This window comes from Pseudomonas sp. GL-RE-29, from assembly GCF_019947275.1.
In the GTDB taxonomy this organism is placed as follows: Bacteria; Pseudomonadota; Gammaproteobacteria; order Pseudomonadales; family Pseudomonadaceae; genus Aquipseudomonas; species Aquipseudomonas fluorescens_A.
Genome location: NZ_JAGYGD010000060.1, coordinates 1 through 17481, shown reverse-complemented (window position 1 = coordinate 17481; position 17481 = coordinate 1). Strand labels below are relative to the sequence as shown.

General features: G+C 57.7%; 18 protein-coding genes. 12 read left to right on the top strand and 6 right to left on the bottom strand.

The genetic code is table 11. From position 1 onward, the window contains the following. Positions 1 to 112: 112 nt before the first annotated feature. The gene (dksA, locus tag KGB21_RS28740; protein WP_034151259.1) at positions 113 to 553 is read right to left on the bottom strand and encodes an RNA polymerase-binding protein DksA; all 441 of its coding nucleotides are present in this window, start codon (positions 551 to 553) and stop codon (positions 113 to 115) included. Positions 554 to 887: 334 nt separating this feature from the next. Here dksA and KGB21_RS28735 point away from each other — a divergent pair, with 334 nt between their 5' ends. Both KGB21_RS28735 and sfsA read left to right on the top strand, forming a co-directional pair. Next, positions 888 to 2060: a pyridoxal phosphate-dependent aminotransferase gene (locus tag KGB21_RS28735; RefSeq protein ID WP_034151260.1), complete on the top strand. Its 1173-nt coding sequence runs from the start codon at positions 888 to 890 to the stop codon at positions 2058 to 2060. Continuing rightward, the gene (sfsA, locus tag KGB21_RS28730) at positions 2060 to 2773 is read left to right on the top strand and encodes a DNA/RNA nuclease SfsA (RefSeq protein ID WP_034151261.1); all 714 of its coding nucleotides are present in this window, start codon (positions 2060 to 2062) and stop codon (positions 2771 to 2773) included. Before KGB21_RS28735 ends, sfsA begins: the two co-directional genes overlap by 1 nt. Here the strand turns inward: sfsA and KGB21_RS28725 are convergent. After that, positions 2770 to 3087, bottom strand: a complete 318-nt coding sequence (locus KGB21_RS28725; RefSeq protein WP_034151262.1) for a Rieske (2Fe-2S) protein — start codon at positions 3085 to 3087, stop codon at positions 2770 to 2772. The two genes, sfsA and KGB21_RS28725, sit on opposite strands and share 4 nt — an antisense overlap. Positions 3088 to 3250: 163 nt before the next feature. Between KGB21_RS28725 and KGB21_RS28720 the strand changes: the two genes are divergently transcribed. Beyond that, on the top strand, positions 3251 to 4123 hold the full coding sequence (locus KGB21_RS28720) for a hemin ABC transporter substrate-binding protein (RefSeq protein ID WP_223507483.1): 873 nt from the start codon (positions 3251 to 3253) through the stop codon (positions 4121 to 4123). Positions 4124 to 4445: 322 nt separating this feature from the next. Here KGB21_RS28720 and KGB21_RS28715 read toward each other — a convergent pair whose 3' ends face one another. The 3 genes from KGB21_RS28715 to KGB21_RS28705 form a co-directional block, all read right to left on the bottom strand. Further along, positions 4446 to 4718 carry a TfoX/Sxy family protein gene (locus KGB21_RS28715; RefSeq protein ID WP_007971093.1) on the bottom strand — a complete coding sequence of 91 codons (273 nt, stop codon included), beginning with the start codon at positions 4716 to 4718 and terminating at the stop codon, positions 4446 to 4448. 242 nt (positions 4719 to 4960) lie between these two features. Then, entirely contained in the window at positions 4961 to 5305 is a 345-nt protein-coding gene (locus tag KGB21_RS28710; RefSeq protein WP_223507482.1) for a pentapeptide repeat-containing protein, read from the bottom strand. Positions 5306 to 5395: 90 nt separating this feature from the next. Next, positions 5396 to 6952 (bottom strand): AAA family ATPase, encoded by a 1557-nt coding sequence (locus KGB21_RS28705; RefSeq protein WP_223507481.1) that lies wholly within the window; start codon positions 6950 to 6952, stop codon positions 5396 to 5398. 115 nt (positions 6953 to 7067) lie between these two features. Between KGB21_RS28705 and mrcB the strand changes: the two genes are divergently transcribed. Genes mrcB through KGB21_RS28690 form a run of 3 tightly spaced genes read left to right on the top strand, consistent with a single transcriptional unit; the run spans position 7068 to position 10478 of the window. After that, positions 7068 to 9392 (top strand): penicillin-binding protein 1B, encoded by a 2325-nt coding sequence (mrcB, locus tag KGB21_RS28700; RefSeq protein ID WP_223507480.1) that lies wholly within the window; start codon positions 7068 to 7070, stop codon positions 9390 to 9392. Between the two features lie 16 nt (positions 9393 to 9408). Then, entirely contained in the window at positions 9409 to 10143 is a 735-nt protein-coding gene (locus tag KGB21_RS28695) for a tetratricopeptide repeat protein (RefSeq protein WP_034151267.1), read from the top strand. Next, the gene (locus KGB21_RS28690) at positions 10143 to 10478 is read left to right on the top strand and encodes a YqcC family protein (RefSeq protein WP_034151268.1); all 336 of its coding nucleotides are present in this window, start codon (positions 10143 to 10145) and stop codon (positions 10476 to 10478) included. Before KGB21_RS28695 ends, KGB21_RS28690 begins: the two co-directional genes overlap by 1 nt. A gap of 72 nt (positions 10479 to 10550) precedes the next feature. On the opposite strand, the gene KGB21_RS28685 is transcribed toward KGB21_RS28690, so the two are convergent. Then, complete coding sequence (locus KGB21_RS28685) at positions 10551 to 10970, bottom strand: DUF4124 domain-containing protein (RefSeq protein WP_034151269.1); 420 nt, start codon at positions 10968 to 10970, stop codon at positions 10551 to 10553. A 399-nt stretch (positions 10971 to 11369) separates the two neighbouring features. On the opposite strand from KGB21_RS28685, the gene KGB21_RS28680 reads away from it, so the two are divergent. The 6 genes from KGB21_RS28680 to msrQ all read left to right on the top strand — a co-directional run bounded on the left by KGB21_RS28680 (position 11370) and on the right by msrQ (position 17349). Further along, the gene (locus KGB21_RS28680) at positions 11370 to 13094 is read left to right on the top strand and encodes an acetolactate synthase 3 large subunit (protein ID WP_034151273.1); all 1725 of its coding nucleotides are present in this window, start codon (positions 11370 to 11372) and stop codon (positions 13092 to 13094) included. Positions 13095 to 13096: 2 nt separating this feature from the next. Then, complete coding sequence (gene ilvN / locus KGB21_RS28675; protein ID WP_003176102.1) at positions 13097 to 13588, top strand: acetolactate synthase small subunit; 492 nt, start codon at positions 13097 to 13099, stop codon at positions 13586 to 13588. Between the two features lie 45 nt (positions 13589 to 13633). Next, on the top strand, positions 13634 to 14650 hold the full coding sequence (ilvC, locus tag KGB21_RS28670; RefSeq protein ID WP_007909969.1) for a ketol-acid reductoisomerase: 1017 nt from the start codon (positions 13634 to 13636) through the stop codon (positions 14648 to 14650). A 144-nt stretch (positions 14651 to 14794) separates the two neighbouring features. Then, complete coding sequence (gene pssA, locus KGB21_RS28665) at positions 14795 to 15652, top strand: CDP-diacylglycerol--serine O-phosphatidyltransferase (RefSeq protein ID WP_223507479.1); 858 nt, start codon at positions 14795 to 14797, stop codon at positions 15650 to 15652. 63 nt (positions 15653 to 15715) lie between these two features. Further along, positions 15716 to 16729: a protein-methionine-sulfoxide reductase catalytic subunit MsrP gene (gene msrP / locus KGB21_RS28660; RefSeq protein WP_034151271.1), complete on the top strand. Its 1014-nt coding sequence runs from the start codon at positions 15716 to 15718 to the stop codon at positions 16727 to 16729. Further along, entirely contained in the window at positions 16729 to 17349 is a 621-nt protein-coding gene (gene msrQ / locus KGB21_RS28655) for a protein-methionine-sulfoxide reductase heme-binding subunit MsrQ (protein WP_034151272.1), read from the top strand. Before msrP ends, msrQ begins: the two co-directional genes overlap by 1 nt. Positions 17350 to 17481: the final 132 nt, after the last annotated feature.

Here is a 17481-nt window from a genome sequence, read left to right as displayed (position 1 = left end):
GCGATGGCGTCTTTGAAATCGCCATCGCCAGCAAGCCGGCTCCTACAAATATCATGAATGTCAGAAACAAAAACGGAGCGTTCGCACGCTCCGTTCTTCGTTCAAGTCGCAGTTACTTGCCGACTTGCTTTTCCTTGATTTCCGCCAGGGTCTTGCAGTCGACGCACATGTCGGCGGTAGGACGGGCTTCCAGTCGCTTGACGCCAATCTCGACGCCGCAGGACTCGCACCAACCGTATTCTTCGTCTTCGATCAATTGCAGCGTCTTGTCGATCTTCTTGATCAACTTGCGCTCACGATCGCGGGCACGCAGTTCGAGGGCGAACTCTTCTTCCTGGCTGGCACGGTCTGCCGGGTCCGGGAAGTTGGCTGCTTCGTCCTTCATGTGATCAACCGTGCGGTCGACTTCCTGCATCAAGTCCTGTTTCCACTTGTTCAGGACCTTGGTGAAGTGCGCGCGCATGGGCTTGCCCATATATTCCTCGCCCTTCACTTCTTTGTAGGGTTCGAAGCCGCTAATTGTCGGCTGTTGCTGCTTTGCTTGGGTGGACATGAAATAGACCGCCTCTACTCTTGTAATCCATCTGCGCAGGATTGCTCCATCACCGACACCTGCCGGCCCTGCGGCTGCAAGCGGGCGAACTTACCAGATCAAATCAGACCGCGCTACTCCCGGATGTCGAGGTCGCGGCCTGGGGCGCTTGCAAATAATGGCAAAGCGCTGTCTGGTGGCTCTGGAGACCTGATCAATTATTGATTTTAGTCAAACCTTGGGCGCTCGCTTGAGTCGTTTTGGGTATGGGTTATACGGCTCTGACCGCTTTAGGTTCTCGCTCGTTCCTGCGCTTGGGTAGAATCGATTCTTTTCCCCGTTGAAGGAAGGCCAAATGGCTCAGTCCTACAGTGCTCGCAGTCGTGCGATCGAACCTTTCCATGTCATGGCGTTGCTGGCGCGTGCCAATGAATTGCAAGCGGCCGGTCACGACGTGATTCACCTGGAAATCGGCGAGCCGGATTTCACCACGGCCGAGCCGATCATTCGCGCCGGCCAGGCCGCACTGACAGCGGGGAAGACCCGTTACACTGCCGCGCGCGGCATTCCCGAGTTGCGTGAAGCGATTTCGGGCTTTTATCAGCAGCGTTATGGCTTGAGCATCGATCCGCGACGCATCCTTATCACCCCAGGCGGCTCCGGCGCACTGCTGCTGGCCAGCGCCTTGCTGGTGGACCCAGGCAAACATTGGCTGTTGGCGGACCCGGGATACCCTTGCAACCGGCATTTCCTGCGACTGGTCGAGGGCGCCGCGCAGTTGGTGCCGGTAGGCCCGGACGTGCGTTATCAACTGACACCGGATCTGGTCGCGCGTTACTGGGATCACGACAGCGTTGGTGCACTGGTGGCATCTCCGGCCAACCCGACCGGGACGATCCTGACCCGTGACGAATTGGCCGGGCTGTCCACTGCGATCAAGGAGCGCCACGGTCATCTGGTGGTGGATGAGATCTACCACGGCCTGACGTACGGCACTGATGCCGCCAGCGTTCTGGAAGTCGACGACAGCGCCTTTGTGCTTAATAGTTTTTCGAAGTATTTCGGCATGACCGGTTGGCGGCTTGGCTGGCTGGTAGCGCCGGATGCTGCGGTGGGCGAATTGGAAAAGCTCGCGCAAAACCTCTACATCAGCGCGCCAAGCATGGCCCAGCATGCGGCGCTGGCCTGCTTCGAGCCTGCGACCATTGCGATTCTGGAAGAACGCCGTGCTGAGTTTGGTCGCCGTCGTGATTTCCTGCTGCCAGCGCTGCGAGAGCTCGGCTTCGGTATCGCCGTTGAACCGGAAGGCGCGTTTTACTTGTACGCCGATATCAGCAAGTTCGGCGGTGATGCCTTCGCGTTCTGTCGCCATTTCCTTGAAACCGAACATGTGGCATTTACCCCGGGGCTGGACTTCGGACGCTATCAGGCCGGGCATCATGTGCGTTTTGCCTACACCCAAAGCCTTGAACGCCTGGAAGAGGCGGTGGAACGAATCGCCCGGGGTTTGCGGAGCTGGCAAGGCTGATGCGTTTTCATCCTCCACTCGAAGAAGGTCGGCTGATTCGCCGTTACAAGCGGTTTCTCGCCGATATCGAAACCGTTAACGGCGAGTTGCTGACCATTCATTGCCCCAACACCGGCTCGATGCTCAATTGTCAGGTCGAAGGCGGGCATGTCTGGTTCAGTCGTTCCAACGATCCCAAGCGCAAATTGCCCGGCACGTGGGAAATCGGCGAAACCCCACACGGGCGCCGGTTTTGCGTGAATACGGGCCGCGCCAACGGGTTGATTGAAGAAGCGCTGCGTGCCGGCGTCATCACTGAGTTGAACGGCTTTACCGAACTCAAACGCGAAGTGGCCTACGGCAAGGAAAGCAGCCGCATCGATTTTCGCCTCGATTACCCCGGCGGGCCGGCTTATGTGGAAGTCAAAAGCGTCACGTTGGGCTTTGAAGGCTCAGCGGTCGCTGCATTCCCCGATGCGGTGACGCAGCGCGGAGCCAAGCATTTGCGTGAACTGGCCCATTTGGCCCGGGACGGGATTCGTGCGGTGCAGTTGTATTGCGTGAACCTGACCGGGATCGACGCTGTGCGTCCTGCACGAGAAATCGATTCGGCCTACGCCGCAGCTTTGCGGGAGGCGGTGGCCTGTGGGGTCGAAGTCCTGGCTTACGGCGTGACCTTGACCCACGAGGAAATTGTGGTCGATCGGCGTCTGCAGGTTTTGCTCGGCGCTTAAAGGCTGACCCAGATCCCTTGTGTGTCTTCGCGACTGTCCACGCGGGTCAGCGATTGCCCCGCGCACGGGCCGGCCACGCATTCGCCGTCCTCAATCAGAAACAGTGCGCCATGGGTGGCGCACTGGATCAGGCTGTTGCTGGGGTCCAGGAACTGGTCAGGGGTCCATTCCAGCCCGACGCCGCGGTGCGGGCAGCGGTTGATATAGACATAGACCTGGCCATCCCGGCGCACGGCAAAGAGCTTTTGGCCGTCGATGTCGAACCCGCGGCTGCTGCCATCGACCAGCGCTTGGCCTGGGCAAAGAAACTTCATGTCTGTCCTCAAATTTCGAAGTGCGTCGAAGGAAATGTCTCTACTTGACGCTTAAATGCAAACAATTATCAAATGGCCTTCCACCCAACGGGTGCTTGCTGGATGCCGAGGATACTGGGCCTATCAGCCAGACGCCCGGGTAAATCGTTCAAGGAAGCTGTTTATGCGCCTGAGTGCTCGTGTCGCTGCGATCTGTACCGGACTCCTCGTCAGTCATTATGCCGCTGCGGCCGAGTTGCCCCAGCGTTGGGTAAGCGCCGGCGGTGCGCTTTCGGAGTGGGTTGTTGCGCTCGGCGGTGAGTCGAAACTGGTCGGAGTCGATACCACCAGTCAACATCCGGCCTCCCTCAAGGCATTGCCGAGTATCGGTTATCAGCGGCAACTGTCGGCAGAAGGCGTATTGAGTTTGCGCCCGCAAATTCTCGTCGGCACCGAAGAGATGGGGCCGCCGCCGGTGCTGTCGCAACTTCGCAGTGCAGGCGTGCAGGTTGAACTGTTCTCGGCCCAGCCGGACCTGCCGACGTTGCAAGGTAACCTGCAACATCTGGGCAAGCTGCTCGGTGCCGAAGATCGGGCAGTGCAACTGCTGGGCGCTTACACACAGGAACTCGAACAGCAAAAGATCCGAGTGACTCGGGCGCAATTAACGCAACCGTCCCCGGGCGTGCTGTTGCTGCTCGGACATGCCGGCGGCAAGCCGCTGATCGCTGGCAAGGGCACCGCTGCTGATTGGTTACTGCAGCGGGCTGGTGGTCACAATCTGGCGACCCATACCGGGTATAAACCGTTTTCGAATGAATCCTTGGTAACCCTGGATCCTGCTGTGCTGGTATTTGCCGATCGTGCGCTGACCGGGGATGCAGCGCGTGAGGCCTTGTTCAAGGAAAACCCGATTCTGGCCTCTACTCGCGCTGCCAGGGACGGGCGGGTGATCGAGCTGGATCCGACCCTGCTGGTGGGTGGATTGGGTCCGAGGTTGCCGGAAAGCTTGAACAAACTGACTTTGGGCTTCTTTCCCGACATGACGGGTCAGTAAGCATCCGTCCGCTTGGCGCCAAAAGGGGCGGGGCGGACGACTTTTCTTCAGGCAAAAAAAGACCCGGCAAGAGCCGGGTCAAATAACCGTGATTAGCCTGATGAGGAGATAATCTGAGAGTCCGAACCAAGGGCTTTTCAGAAAATCGACCAGTCTCGCGACCAGTTGTGATAATCATATCGATTCTCATTACCAAGTCAACCGCTGATTTTCCGTTTAATCGATTTGTGTCGCTCGTTTTCTGTAAGTATCTGAAATCGTTGAGTTCAGGTCTGTCGTTTTCAGTGCCGTTCAAATGAATGCTTGGCAAGCAGTCCTCATTTTAATTCTTGTGACGTGAAGAAATAGCTTCCAGCTGTTTGTTCAGAGCCTCTTTGCGCTCGGCGGGAATGTCGTTCCAGTGCACGTCCATCAGTGCACCTTCGATCGCATACAACAACACCTTGGACGCCCGGAATCCGCGCGTGCGCACGGCCCGATAAGCGTCCACCGCCCCCAGGCGACGCAAGTCCGAGGCGCTGTGAATGCCCACGGCATGCAGCCACTGCGCCGACGTCTTGCCAAGATTTTTCAGGTGTTGCAGTTCATCATTCATCAAGCCTCCTTGCGATGGCCGAATGGTGCGTGGGCAAGCTTCTGAGGAGTGTAGCCATCAGCAGGAAAAGCGTGTTTCTTTGGTCGTTTTCGACGCAAAAGCTTCTAAGCGGGGGACCATGTCAGAACGCTAAAAGCCGCGAAAGCGGTGGAAGGTTGGGCAATGCGGCAGGAATGATGGCCAAGTCTATCCGGTGTCCAGCGCAAAGCGGGGGCGCTGGACTTGTCAGTTTGCGCTGTCGATCAACGAGTGCGATAACGCAGGCGCGTACCGAAATTCATCGACATCAGAATTTCGTCGGCACTCAGCTCCACTGGAAAGTAGGCGCCGGAAATCTGCGCGTGGGCCAGGCTCGCGCCTTCAAGCGAAGCGTTGCGAAAGTCGATGCCGCGCAAATCCGCAGATCGGAAATAGGCGTCGGTAAAGTCGATACCGTGCGTGTTCAACTCGCGCAGGTCCAGACCCCGGAAATCACCACCGACCATGTCGATAGGCCCGTCCTTTGGACGCTCGTTGTTGAAGCCTGTGATGTCGTCTTTGTGCAGCAAGGCATAAAGCGGGGTGTCGAGAAGTTTCGGCTGGCTCATGTCACGTCACCTGTTGGTTTTATGACGCCAGTATAGTGCCACTATTTGGCAGCCGTGAAGCCAGCAACGGCTTCACGGTTGAAATACTTCCTACAGCCCTGGCAGGCGCTGGCGAATCTGTTCCACAACGGTGTCCAGTGTCCCGCTTTCATTGGTCTGCACACGTTTGCTGCAGAGGATTTCTGCTGGCGTCAGTGCTTCACGACTGGCTTGCTGGGCCTCGATAACCGCCAGTGTGGCGTCGGATGGATCCTGTTTTTCCGCTTGGCGCACAGCCAGCCAGCTCTCGATCACGGCTTGCGGTGCGTTGCAGTCGAGGATCAGGAACGGGGCGCCAGTGGCCTCTGCTACCTTCGCGGCGCTGTCGCGCTGGTCACGCTTGAGGTAAGTGGCGTCGATCACTACCGGGAAACCCGCGTGCAGGATATCGGCGGCGATTTCGTGCAGTCGCTTGTAAGTCGTGGCGCTGGCGTCCGCACTATAAATGCCGGCCTGCAAGTCGTTCGCCACGGTTTGCTCGCCGAACAGGCGTTTGCGTTCTACATCGGAACGCAGGCGAATTGCGCCCAGCGCTTCTACCAGGCGCATCGCCACGTGGCTTTTGCCAACAGCGGAAACGCCGTGGGTAATAGCCATGAAGCGCGAAGGAATGGTGCTGTAACTTTCCGCCAGGTTGGCGTACGTGCGGTACTGGCGCAGGGTGGTCGCGCGCTGCACCGGGGTGGCGTCGGCCGGCATGCTGAACAGGCTGACCTTGGCGCGAACCAGGGCGCGGTAGGCTTTATAGAAGTTCAGCAGTTCCAGACCCTGGTAATCGCCGGTCAGCTCCAGGTATTGGCTGATGAAGCGGCGCGCCAGGCATTTCAGGCCACGATCTTCAAGGTCCATCGCCAGGAAAGCGGTGTCGGCGTACACATCAGTGAAGCGGAACGGTTCGTTGAATTCGATGCAGTCGAAGATCACGATATTGCCGTCGATTACCGTAACGTTACCCAAATGGATGTCACCGTGGCACTCGCGGATGAAACCCTCGGCCTTGCGTTGTACGAACAATGGTTTGAGGCGATCAAAGCTGCTTTCCGCCCAGGCTTGCAGAGCCTCGAGTTGTTGCAGATCAGCCTTGTCGCTGAGGAACGGGCGGATCTGGTCGAAGTTCTGCCGCACCGGCGCCATGACGTTTTCCGGCGTGCCGGCTTCATGTTCGGCGGGGACTGTTGGCGTGCTCAGGTGGAACCGGGCGATTTGTGCCGCCATCGCGTCGATGTGCGCGGTGGTCAGTTCGCCTTTGGCTTGCAAGCTGTTGAGCAAGCCAGTTTGCGGGAACTGGCGCATTTTCAGCACATATTCAATGGCCGGGCCTTCGCCGCCCAGTTGTGGTGCTTCAATGCTGCCAGTGACCGGCAACACTTCCAGATACAAGTCGTCTGTCAGGCGCTGGTTCAGGCGCAGCTCTTCGCCACAGAAATGCTCGCGAGCCTCAAGGCTGGTGAAGTCGAGGAAGCCGAAGTTCACCGGCTTCTTCACTTTATAAGCATAGGAGCCAGTCAGCAGCACCCACGAAATATGGGTCTCGATGACCTGGAACCCGTCTACCGGGTGTGGGTAAAGGGCCGGATTTTGCAGGGCGGCGATCAGGGACTGGCTCACAGGAGATCCTTCGGAGACTGGAAAAATTCAGGTCGTCATTATGGCCGCTCGCCAGCTCAACGCAAACTCGGCGGGCTCCTGTTGAGTATGAATAAAGTGCGTATAATCCGCCGCCATGACTCGTACTCGAACTCCCCGCACCCCCAAAAAACCACCCTCCAAGGGCTTGAACCCTTGGCTGGGCTGGGCCCTGAAACTCAGCCTGGTTGGCCTTGTGGTGCTGGCCGGATTTGCGGTTTACCTCGATGCCATCGTGCAAGAGAAGTTTTCCGGCAAGCGCTGGACGATTCCGGCCAAGGTATACGCGCGTCCGCTTGAGCTGTTCGTCGGACAAAAACTCAGCAAGAACGATTTTCTGACCGAGCTTGATGCCTTGGGCTACCGCCGCGAAAGCGTGAGCAATGGACCTGGCGCGGCGGCTGTCAACGGCAATACTGTCGACTTGAATACCCGTGGCTTCCAGTTCTACGAAGGTATGGAGCAGGCACAGCCCGTGCGTGTGCGTTTCTCCGGCGATTATGTCGCCGAACTCTCGGCGACGAACGGTTCGAAGCTGTCCGTGGTTCGCCTGGAACCGCTGTTGATCGGCGGGATTTATCCGAAGAACCTCGAAGACCGCATCCTGATCAAAATCGATCAGGTCCCGCCGTATTTGCTGGAAACTCTGGTCGCCGTGGAGGATCGGGATTTCTATAGCCACTGGGGCGTGTCGCCCAAGTCGATTGCGCGGGCTGTCTACGTCAACACCTCTGGCGGCAAGATGACCCAGGGCGGCAGTACGCTGACGCAACAACTGGTCAAGAATTTCTACCTGACCAGCGAACGCAGCCTGAGCCGTAAGCTCACTGAAGCCATGATGGCGATGTTGCTTGAGTTGCATTACGACAAACGAGAAATTCTTGAGGCTTACCTCAATGAAGTGTTCGTCGGTCAGGATGGTCAGCGGGCAGTGCATGGTTTCGGTCTGGCCAGCCAGTTCTTCTTCGGGCAGCCATTGTCCGAACTGAAGCTGCATCAAGTCGCGATGTTGGTGGGTATGGTCAAGGGCCCGTCTTATTACAACCCGCGTCGCAATCCTGAGCGGGCGCTCGAGCGACGTAATCTGGTGCTCGATGTGCTTGAGCAACAAGGCGTTGCCACCGCCGAGCAGGTCGCTGCCGCGAAGAAAATGCCCTTGGGAGTAACAACGCGAGGCAAATTGGCAGACAGCTCATTCCCGGGCTTCCTTGATCTGGTGAAGCGTCAGCTGCGCGAAGACTACCGCGACGAAGACTTGACCGAAGAAGGTCTGCGCATCTTCACCAGCTTCGACCCGATCCTGCAAATGAAAGCCGAAGCGTCGGTCAACGACACCTTCAAACGCCTGTCCGGGCGCAAGGGTTCCGATGACGTCGAAGCGGCCATGGTCGTGACCAACCCGGAAACCGGTGAGGTCCAGGCCATGATCGGCAGTCGCCAAGCCAGTTTCGCCGGCTTCAACCGTGCGCTGGATGCTGTACGACCGATCGGCTCGTTGATCAAACCGGCGGTTTATCTGACGGCACTCGAGAAGCCGAGCCAGTACACATTGACCAGTTGGTTGTCGGACGAATCCTTCTCGGTCAAAGGTGCGGACGGTCAGGTCTGGAAGCCGCAGAACTATGATCGCCGCTCCCACGGTACGGTTTTCCTTTATCAAGGGCTGGCGCATTCCTACAACCTGTCGACCGCGCGTCTCGGGTTGGCGGTGGGTGTGCCGAATGTGCTCAAGACGCTCGGGCGTTTGGGCGTGAGCCGCGAATTCCCGGCGTTCCCGTCGATGCTGCTGGGTGCGGGTGGCATGACGCCGATTGAAGTGGCGACCATGTACCAGACACTCGCCAACGGGGGTTTCAACACGCCGATGCGCGGGATTCGTAGCGTACTGACCGCCGAAGGTGAGCCGCTCAAACGTTATCCGTTCCAGATTCAGCAGCGTTTCGATCCGGCGTCCATTTACCTGATCCAGAGCGCCATGCAGCGGGTCATGCGTGAAGGTACCGGCAGCTCGGTTTACAACGTGTTACCAAAAACCTTGACCCTGGCGGGCAAGACCGGCACCAGTAACGATTCGCGAGACAGTTGGTTCGCTGGTTTCAGCCAGGACTTGCTGGCAGTGGTGTGGTTGGGCCGTGATGACAACGGCAAGACACCGTTCACCGGCGCTACCGGTGCGCTGCAGGTCTGGACCAGTTTCATGCGCAAGGCCGACCCGCTGCCGCTGGACATGCCGCAACCGGACAACGTCGTTCAGGCCTGGGTCGATTCGCGCACCGGGCAAGGCTCTGATGCCAACTGCCCAGGCGCCGTGCAGATGCCGTATATTCGCGGCAGCGAACCGCCTCCCGGCGCCGCCTGCGCTGGCGAAAGCCCTGTTTCCGGCGAAACGGTGATGGATTGGGTCAAAGGCTGGATGAATTAAGCAAAGAGGGTTTCAAGTGAATAAGTGGTTGATTCCAGCAGTTACCGCCGTGGCTCTGCTCAGCGGTTGCTCCACCGTGCAGCGCGGCTCGATTCCGGTCCAGGACTCCGGCACGGCCGTCTCCAACAGTGAGCGGGTCTCGGCGAATGGCGGTTTCCGTCAGACGACGGTCAAGCGTCCAGCGCAAGCCCAGGTTCAGGAAATTCCGCAAGGCGATACCGGTGTTGTGGTGATGGTGCCGGGCGGTGGCGCCACGACGTCGACGCCGATCAGCACTACGCCTATTACCCCAGGTCCGATTACGCCGGGGCCGATTGATACTTCGCCGGTTCAGTCTGCACCGATGAATCAGGGCAGCTACAGCATGCCTTCGACGCCGAGCGGGATTCCTTCGGCCAGCTCCGGCGGCCTGTCCGCCGACGAGCAACTGGACGGTCCGGTTCTCGCCCTGTTAACCACGGCGCAGCAACAACAGTCCAGCGGCGACCTCAACGGCGCCTCTTCAAGCCTCGAACGCGCTCAGCGTGTCGCCCCGCGTGAGCCGCAAGTGCTTTATCGCCTGGCGCAAGTACGCATGGCTCAAGGTGATGCACCGCAGGCCGAGCAATTCGCTCGTCGCGGTCTGACTCTCGCTAACGGCCGTCCGGCGCTTCAGGCCAGTCTGTGGGAATTGATCGCTCAGGCGCGTGAGAAGCAGGGTGACTCGGCTGGCGCAGCACAGGCTCGTCAGAAGGCCAAGGTAACGTCGTGATGGACCCACGTTTTTCGAAAATTGCCGATCAACTGCTGTTGATTGAGCGTGAGCTGCGGATTCAGGGCTGGTGGGACGAAGTCGCGCCATCGGCTGAAGCGCTTTCCAGCGTTGAGCCGTTTTCGGTCGATACGCTGGATTTCGAGCAGTGGCTGCAATGGATCTTCCTGCCGCGCATGAAAGCGATCCTGGAGCAGGATCTGCCCTTGCCGAATGCATCGGGGATTCAGGAGATGGCCGAAATGGTCTTCGCCGGGCGCAATGTCCAGGGCAAAGATCGGCAGTTGCAAGTGTTGCTCAAAGAGTTCGACCTGCTGATCACCGCCTCCCGCTGACCCGATCCTCTGTAGGAGCAGCCTCGTTTCACGAGACAGCTCCTACAGGTTCCTACCGCCTCCTGCCCGGCATTACTGGCAGTTATCCGCGATCTGTTTCTGTGTTTCGCCGATACGCTCCTGCCGCTGAGCGTCGTCCAGGCGCCGCAATTCTCCGTCCACTTCCTCCCTTAGCCGCGGATTGTTCTGCAGTTGCGCGAGGTTCCTCCGCGCCTGTTCACAAAACGTCTTCAGTTGCGCCTGTTGCTCCGCAATTTGGTTTTTGACGTCTTTATCAATAGCCTTTTGATCGCCAATCGCTCCGGTGCGTGTGGGGGAGGCAGTCTTGCCGGAAGGCGAAGAGGGCTTCACCACGTCGGCTTGCTGGCCCGGAGGCGGTTGCGCATCAAAGTGGGTCACACCTTGGGCGTCGACCCATGTGTAAATCTGACCGGCCATACACAAGGGGCTCAGGCCAGCCAGCAGGCCGGCGGTCAGGAAAAACGTTCGCATGCCATTTCCTTGTCTCGGGTTGCGCAATTGAAGCTAACACACATGCAGTTTCGCGGTTTTTTCTTGCTTTCTCATGTGCTTAGTTCAATAAACCACATAGACGACTTGACTTGCAGGGGACGAAACAGAAGAATCCAAAGTCCGCTGTACAGGGACTGCCAGAAGCAGACCCTCTCAGCAGATCATGAGGCGCACACCCGCGCCGACCTGTTACACCCGCAACGCGTTACCTCGCGCTGGGTGGGAAAAGCCCGCAACACTTGGGACGATCCCAATACTTGCTCAGTCAGTGCTGACGTAGTCGGCGACCACCGTCGCTCATGCTCTGCAGAGAAGTAAACCTATTAAGACCCGTCCCATTTTCGTGGGCGGTATTCTGGCGTTTTAGAGGTGAGCAACGTGGAGCTTTTATCTGGCGGTGAGATGCTCGTCCGCTTTTTGCGTGACGAAGGCGTCAAATATATCTACGGGTACCCGGGTGGTGCTCTTCTTCATGTTTACGATGCCCTGTTCAAAGAACCGGAAGTGACCCACATCCTGGTTCGTCACGAGCAAGCGGCTACCCATATGGCTGACGGCTACGCCCGTGCCACCGGTAAAGCCGGCGTGGTACTGGTGACTTCCGGTCCTGGCGCAACCAACGCCATCACCGGTATCGCTACGGCGTACATGGACTCCATTCCGATGGTGGTCATTTCCGGCCAGGTGCCTAGCACCATGGTAGGTACCGACGCCTTCCAGGAAACCGACATGATCGGTATCTCCCGGCCGATCGTGAAACACAGCTTCATGATCAAGCACGCGTCGGAAATCCCGGAAGTCATGAAGAAAGCCTTCTACCTGGCGCAATCCGGTCGTCCTGGTCCAGTCGTTGTCGATATCCCGAAAGACATGACTAACCCGGCCGAGAAATTCGAATACGTCTTCCCGAAAAAAGCCAAGTTACGCTCCTACAGCCCGGCTGTTCGCGGTCACTCCGGGCAAATCCGCAAGGCGGCAGAAATGCTCCTGGCGGCCAAACGCCCAGTGCTGTACTCGGGTGGCGGCGTGATTCTCGGCAACGGCTCCGCGCCGCTGACCGAACTGGCGAAAATGCTCAACCTGCCCGTGACCAATACGTTGATGGGCCTGGGTGGTTTCCCTGGTACCGATCGTCAGTTCATCGGCATGCTCGGTATGCACGGCAGCTACACCGCCAACCTCGCGATGCATCATGCTGACGTGATCCTCGCAGTCGGGGCGCGTTTCGACGATCGCGTGATCAATGGCGCGTCTAAGTTCTGCCCGAACGCCAAGATCATTCACATCGACATCGACCCTGCTTCGATCTCCAAGACCATCAAGGCCGATGTGCCTATCGTTGGCCCGGTCGAGAGTGTCCTGACCGAAATGGTCGCGATCCTCAAGGAAATCGGCGAGACCCCGAACAAGGAGTCCGTAGCCAGCTGGTGGAAGCAAGTCGATGAGTGGCGCGGTGATCGCGGCCTGTTCCCTTATGACAAGGGCGACGGCAGCGTTATCAAGCCGCAGGCCGTGATCGAAACCCTGTGCGAAGTGACCAAGGGCGATGCCTTTGTCGCCTCCGACGTGGGTCAGCATCAGATGTTCGCGGCGCAGTACTACAAGTTCAACAAGCCGAACCGCTGGATCAACTCCGGTGGTCTGGGCACCATGGGCTTCGGTTTCCCGGCGGCCATGGGCATCAAGCTGAGCTTTCCGGATGATGACGTCGCTTGCGTAACGGGCGAGGGCAGTATCCAGATGAACATTCAGGAACTGTCGACCTGCCTGCAATACGGTTTGCCGGTAAAAATCGTCATCCTGAACAACGGTGTACTGGGCATGGTTCGTCAGTGGCAGGACATGAGCTACGGCAGCCGCCACTCTCATTCCTACATGGAATCGCTGCCTGATTTCGTCAAGCTGGCAGAGGCTTATGGTCACGTTGGCGTGCGCATCACCGATTCGAAAGATTTGAAATCGAAGATGGAAGAAGCGTTTGCCATGAAAGATCGCCTGGTGGTCATCGATATATCGGTCGACACCAGCGAGCACGTCTACCCGATGCAGATCAAAGACGGCTCCATGCGCGATATGTGGCTGAGCAAGACGGAGCGTACTTAATCATGCGGCACATTATTTCCTTGCTTCTGGAAAACGAACCCGGCGCTTTGTCTCGCGTAGTCGGCCTGTTCTCGCAGCGCAACTACAACATCGAAAGCCTGACTGTGGCGCCGACTGAAGACCCGACTCTGTCGCGTCTGACGCTGACCACCGTCGGCCACGATGAGGTCATTGAGCAGATCACCAAGAACCTCAACAAACTGATCGAAGTAGTCAAACTGGTCGACCTGTCGGAAAGTGCTCACATCGAGCGCGAGCTGATGCTGGTCAAGGTCAAGGCTACCGGTGCCCAGCGCGCCGAGATCAAGCGCACCACCGATATTTATCGTGGACAGATCGTCGATGTCAGTGCCAGCGTGTATACCGTTCAATTGACCGGTACCAGCGACAAGCTCGACAGCTTCATTCAGTCCATTGGCACCGCTTCGATTCTGGAGACCGTCCGCAGTGGCGTCACCGGTATTGCCCGCGGCGACAAAGTACTCAGCATCTAAACCAAATTAGCGAATGGCCTGAACGGCCGGATATAGGGGAAATTCATGAAAGTTTTCTACGATAAAGACTGCGACCTGTCGATCATCCAGGGCAAGAAAGTTGCCATCATTGGTTACGGTTCCCAAGGCCACGCTCAAGCGTGCAACCTGAAAGACTCCGGCGTTGACGTTACCGTTGGCCTGCGTAAAGGTTCGGCTACCGTTGCCAAGGCTGAAGCCCACGGCCTGAAAGTGACTGACGTTGCTTCCGCTGTTGCAGCTGCCGACCTGGTCATGATCCTGACCCCGGACGAATTCCAGTCTTCCCTGTACAAGAACGAAATCGAGCCGAACATCAAGAAGGGCGCCACCCTGGCCTTCTCCCATGGTTTCGCGATCCACTACAACCAGGTTGTGCCGCGCGCTGACCTCGACGTGATCATGATCGCGCCGAAGGCTCCGGGCCACACCGTACGTTCCGAGTTCGTGAAAGGCGGCGGTATCCCTGACCTGATCGCGATCTACCAGGACGCTTCGGGCAACGCCAAAAACGTTGCACTGTCCTACGCTGCTGGCGTTGGTGGCGGTCGTACCGGCATCATCGAAACCACCTTCAAGGACGAAACCGAAACCGACCTGTTCGGCGAACAAGCCGTTCTGTGTGGCGGTACCGTTGAACTGGTCAAAGCCGGTTTCGAAACCCTGGTTGAAGCTGGTTACGCGCCGGAAATGGCCTACTTCGAATGCCTGCACGAACTGAAGCTGATCGTTGACCTCATGTACGAAGGCGGTATCGCCAACATGAACTACTCGATCTCCAACAACGCTGAGTACGGCGAGTACGTGACCGGCCCGGAAGTCATCAACGCCGAATCCCGTCAGGCCATGCGCAACGCCCTGAAACGTATTCAGGACGGCGAATACGCCAAGATGTTCATCAGCGAAGGCGCTACCGGCTATCCTTCGATGACCGCCAAGCGTCGTAACAACGCTGCTCACGGTATCGAAGTCATCGGCGAGCAACTGCGCTCCATGATGCCGTGGATCGGTGCCAACAAGATCGTCGACAAAGCCAAAAACTAAGTCACGACCTTGTACGAAAAACGCGGCTTAGGCCGCGTTTTTTCGTTTGGGAGGCCGGTTCTGGTATAAAGCTGCATCGTTTGCGGCCGAACCGTCGTCCCAGACACCTGTCGAAACTTTCCACCCCGTTGCAAGGTATTGTCCATGAGCGAACGTCCCGAAGAGCCAAACCAGGCCTCTGACGCCGAAAGCCTGCTGCCCATCGATGAACATGTCGAAGAAGGGCATGACGCTGAAGGCCGTAAAGTCCGGCATCGTGGCATCTATCTTCTGCCGAATCTGTTCACCACTGCGAACCTGTTCGCAGGGTTTTATTCCATTATTAACTCCATGAGTGCACAGGCTGCCCTGAGCGCTGGTGACTCGGTCAACGCCAGCAAGTATTTTGCTTTCGCCGCCATCGCAATTTTTGTGGCCATGGTGCTCGACGGCCTCGACGGTCGCGTCGCCCGCATGACCAATACCCAGAGCGCCTTCGGTGCCGAGTACGACTCGCTGTCGGACATGGTTGCCTTCGGCGTCGCGCCGGCATTGCTGGCGTTCGGTTGGGCCTTGGGCGACATGGGCAAGGTTGGCTGGATGGTCGCCTTCATTTATGTAGCTGGCGCGGCGTTGCGCCTGGCGCGCTTCAATACCCAGGTCGGCACTGCCGATAAACGCTACTTCATTGGTCTGGCCAGTCCGGCTGCGGCGGGTGTAGTGGCGGGGATTGTCTGGGCGTTCAGCGATTACGGTATCCAGGGCTCCAAGATGTCCTTCCTGGTAGCGCTCATGGTCGCTGCGGCAGGCATGCTGATGGTCAGTAATATCAAGTACAACAGCTTCAAGGAGCTGGACTTGAAAGGGCGGGTGCCTTTTGTGGCGATCCTCGCCGTGGTGCTTGTGTTCGCGGTCGTGTTCAGCGATCCGCCACGTATTCTGCTGCTGGTGTTCCTCGCCTACGCAGCGTCTGGGCCGGTGCAATACTTGTTACATCTCCGTCGGCGCAAAAGCGCCGAGTGATGTAATTTCCCTCATACTCCGCAGTCTGTTGGTGCATCTGTTCTCCAATACTGCGGAGTAGCCATGCTGATCAAAGTCCCCAAAGCGTCCGATTGCCATGAATCGGACGTCACGCCTGAATCCCTTTATCTTTCTCGACGCAATGTATTGGGTGCTGCTGTTGCCGGTTTAGCCATAAGTGGGTTGCCGCGATGGGCCAGCGCGGAGGATACGGCGCGTTATGCAGACGTGGAGCCTGGGAGGGCACCTCCATGGTTCAGCGAAAAGCTTCCTTCTACCAAGTGGGGGGCGGTCAACGTCAAGGACGAGGCGATCACACCTTTCAAGGATGCGACTCACTACAACAACTTCTACGAATTCGGCCCCGACAAAGGCGACCCTGCCGCCAACGCCGGTACGCTGAAGACTGCGCCATGGACCGTGGTCGTGGATGGCGAAGTGGGCAAGCCGGGAAGGTATGCCCTGGAAGACTTCATGAAGCCTTATCAGTTGGAGGAGCGCATCTATCGACTTCGCTGTGTAGAGGCCTGGTCGATGGTCATCCCGTGGATAGGTTTTCCGCTTTCGGCATTACTCGCGCAGGTCCAGCCAACCTCTAAAGCCAAATTCATTCGCTTCGAAACCTTGCAAGACCCCAAGAGCATGTCAGGGCAACAATCCGGTTTCGCCTTGATCGACTGGCCTTATGTAGAAGGGCTGCGTTTGGATGAAGCGATGAATCCGCTGGCGATTCTGGCTGTGGGAATGTACGGGCGTGAGTTGCCTAACCAGAATGGCGCACCGCTGCGTTTGGTGGTGCCGTGGAAGTACGGCTTTAAAAGCGTTAAGTCCATCGTGCGGATCAGTCTGGTCAGCGAGCAACCAAAAACCACCTGGCAAAGTATCGCCTCGGATGAATATGGGTTTTACGCGAACGTGAATCCTGCGGTTGACCATCCGCGTTGGACTCAGGCTCGTGAGCGGCGTCTGCCGAGTGGCCTGTTCAAGCCGAATGTGCGTGAAACGCAAATGTTCAACGGCTACGCGGATGAAGTCGCCTCTCTATATACCGGGCTCGATTTGCGGAAGAACTACTGATGCGATATCCGCTTTGGCGTGTTGGTGTTTTCGTTACTGTATCGGTTTGGCCACTGCTTTGGTTGTATCAGGCTTGGGGCGATGCGCTAGGGCCTGATCCGGGAAAGGTATTGGTTGATCGGCTGGGGCTCGGGACGCTTGTTCTTCTTCTCATTACGTTAAGCATGACGCCGCTGCAGAAACTTACCGGTTGGACAGGGTGGATCGCAGTTCGCCGGCAACTGGGCTTGTGGTGTTTTGCTTATGTCGTGCTGCACTTGAGCGCTTATTTGGTATTCATCCTTGGGTTTGACTGGTCGCAGTTGGGTGTCGAGTTGCGCAAGCGTCCTTACATCATTGTCGGTGTGTTGGGTTTTCTGTGTTTGCTGGCCTTGGCGGTCACGTCCAACCGTTATAGCCAAAGGCTGTTGGGCGCCCGTTGGAAGAAGTTGCATCGTCTGGTTTATGTGGTTCTCGGACTCGGATTGCTGCATATGCTGTGGATCGTGCGCGCCGATCTTAAGGAGTGGGCGATCTATGCAGCTATAGGGGCGTTGCTGCTACTGCTGCGGCTGCCGCCGTTAGCACGTCGAATTCCGCGTTTAATGGCTAAAAAGGGCTCTTCTGCCAAAAAGGCGTAAATAGTGGTTGACGGCAGATCTCAGGTGTCTATAATTCGCCCCACTTCCGGCGCAGTCGAAACGGAAAACTCCTTGGTAAACAACGAGTTACGCAGTTTTCGGCAGCAGGTTGCTTCAGGTCATCGAAGTCGA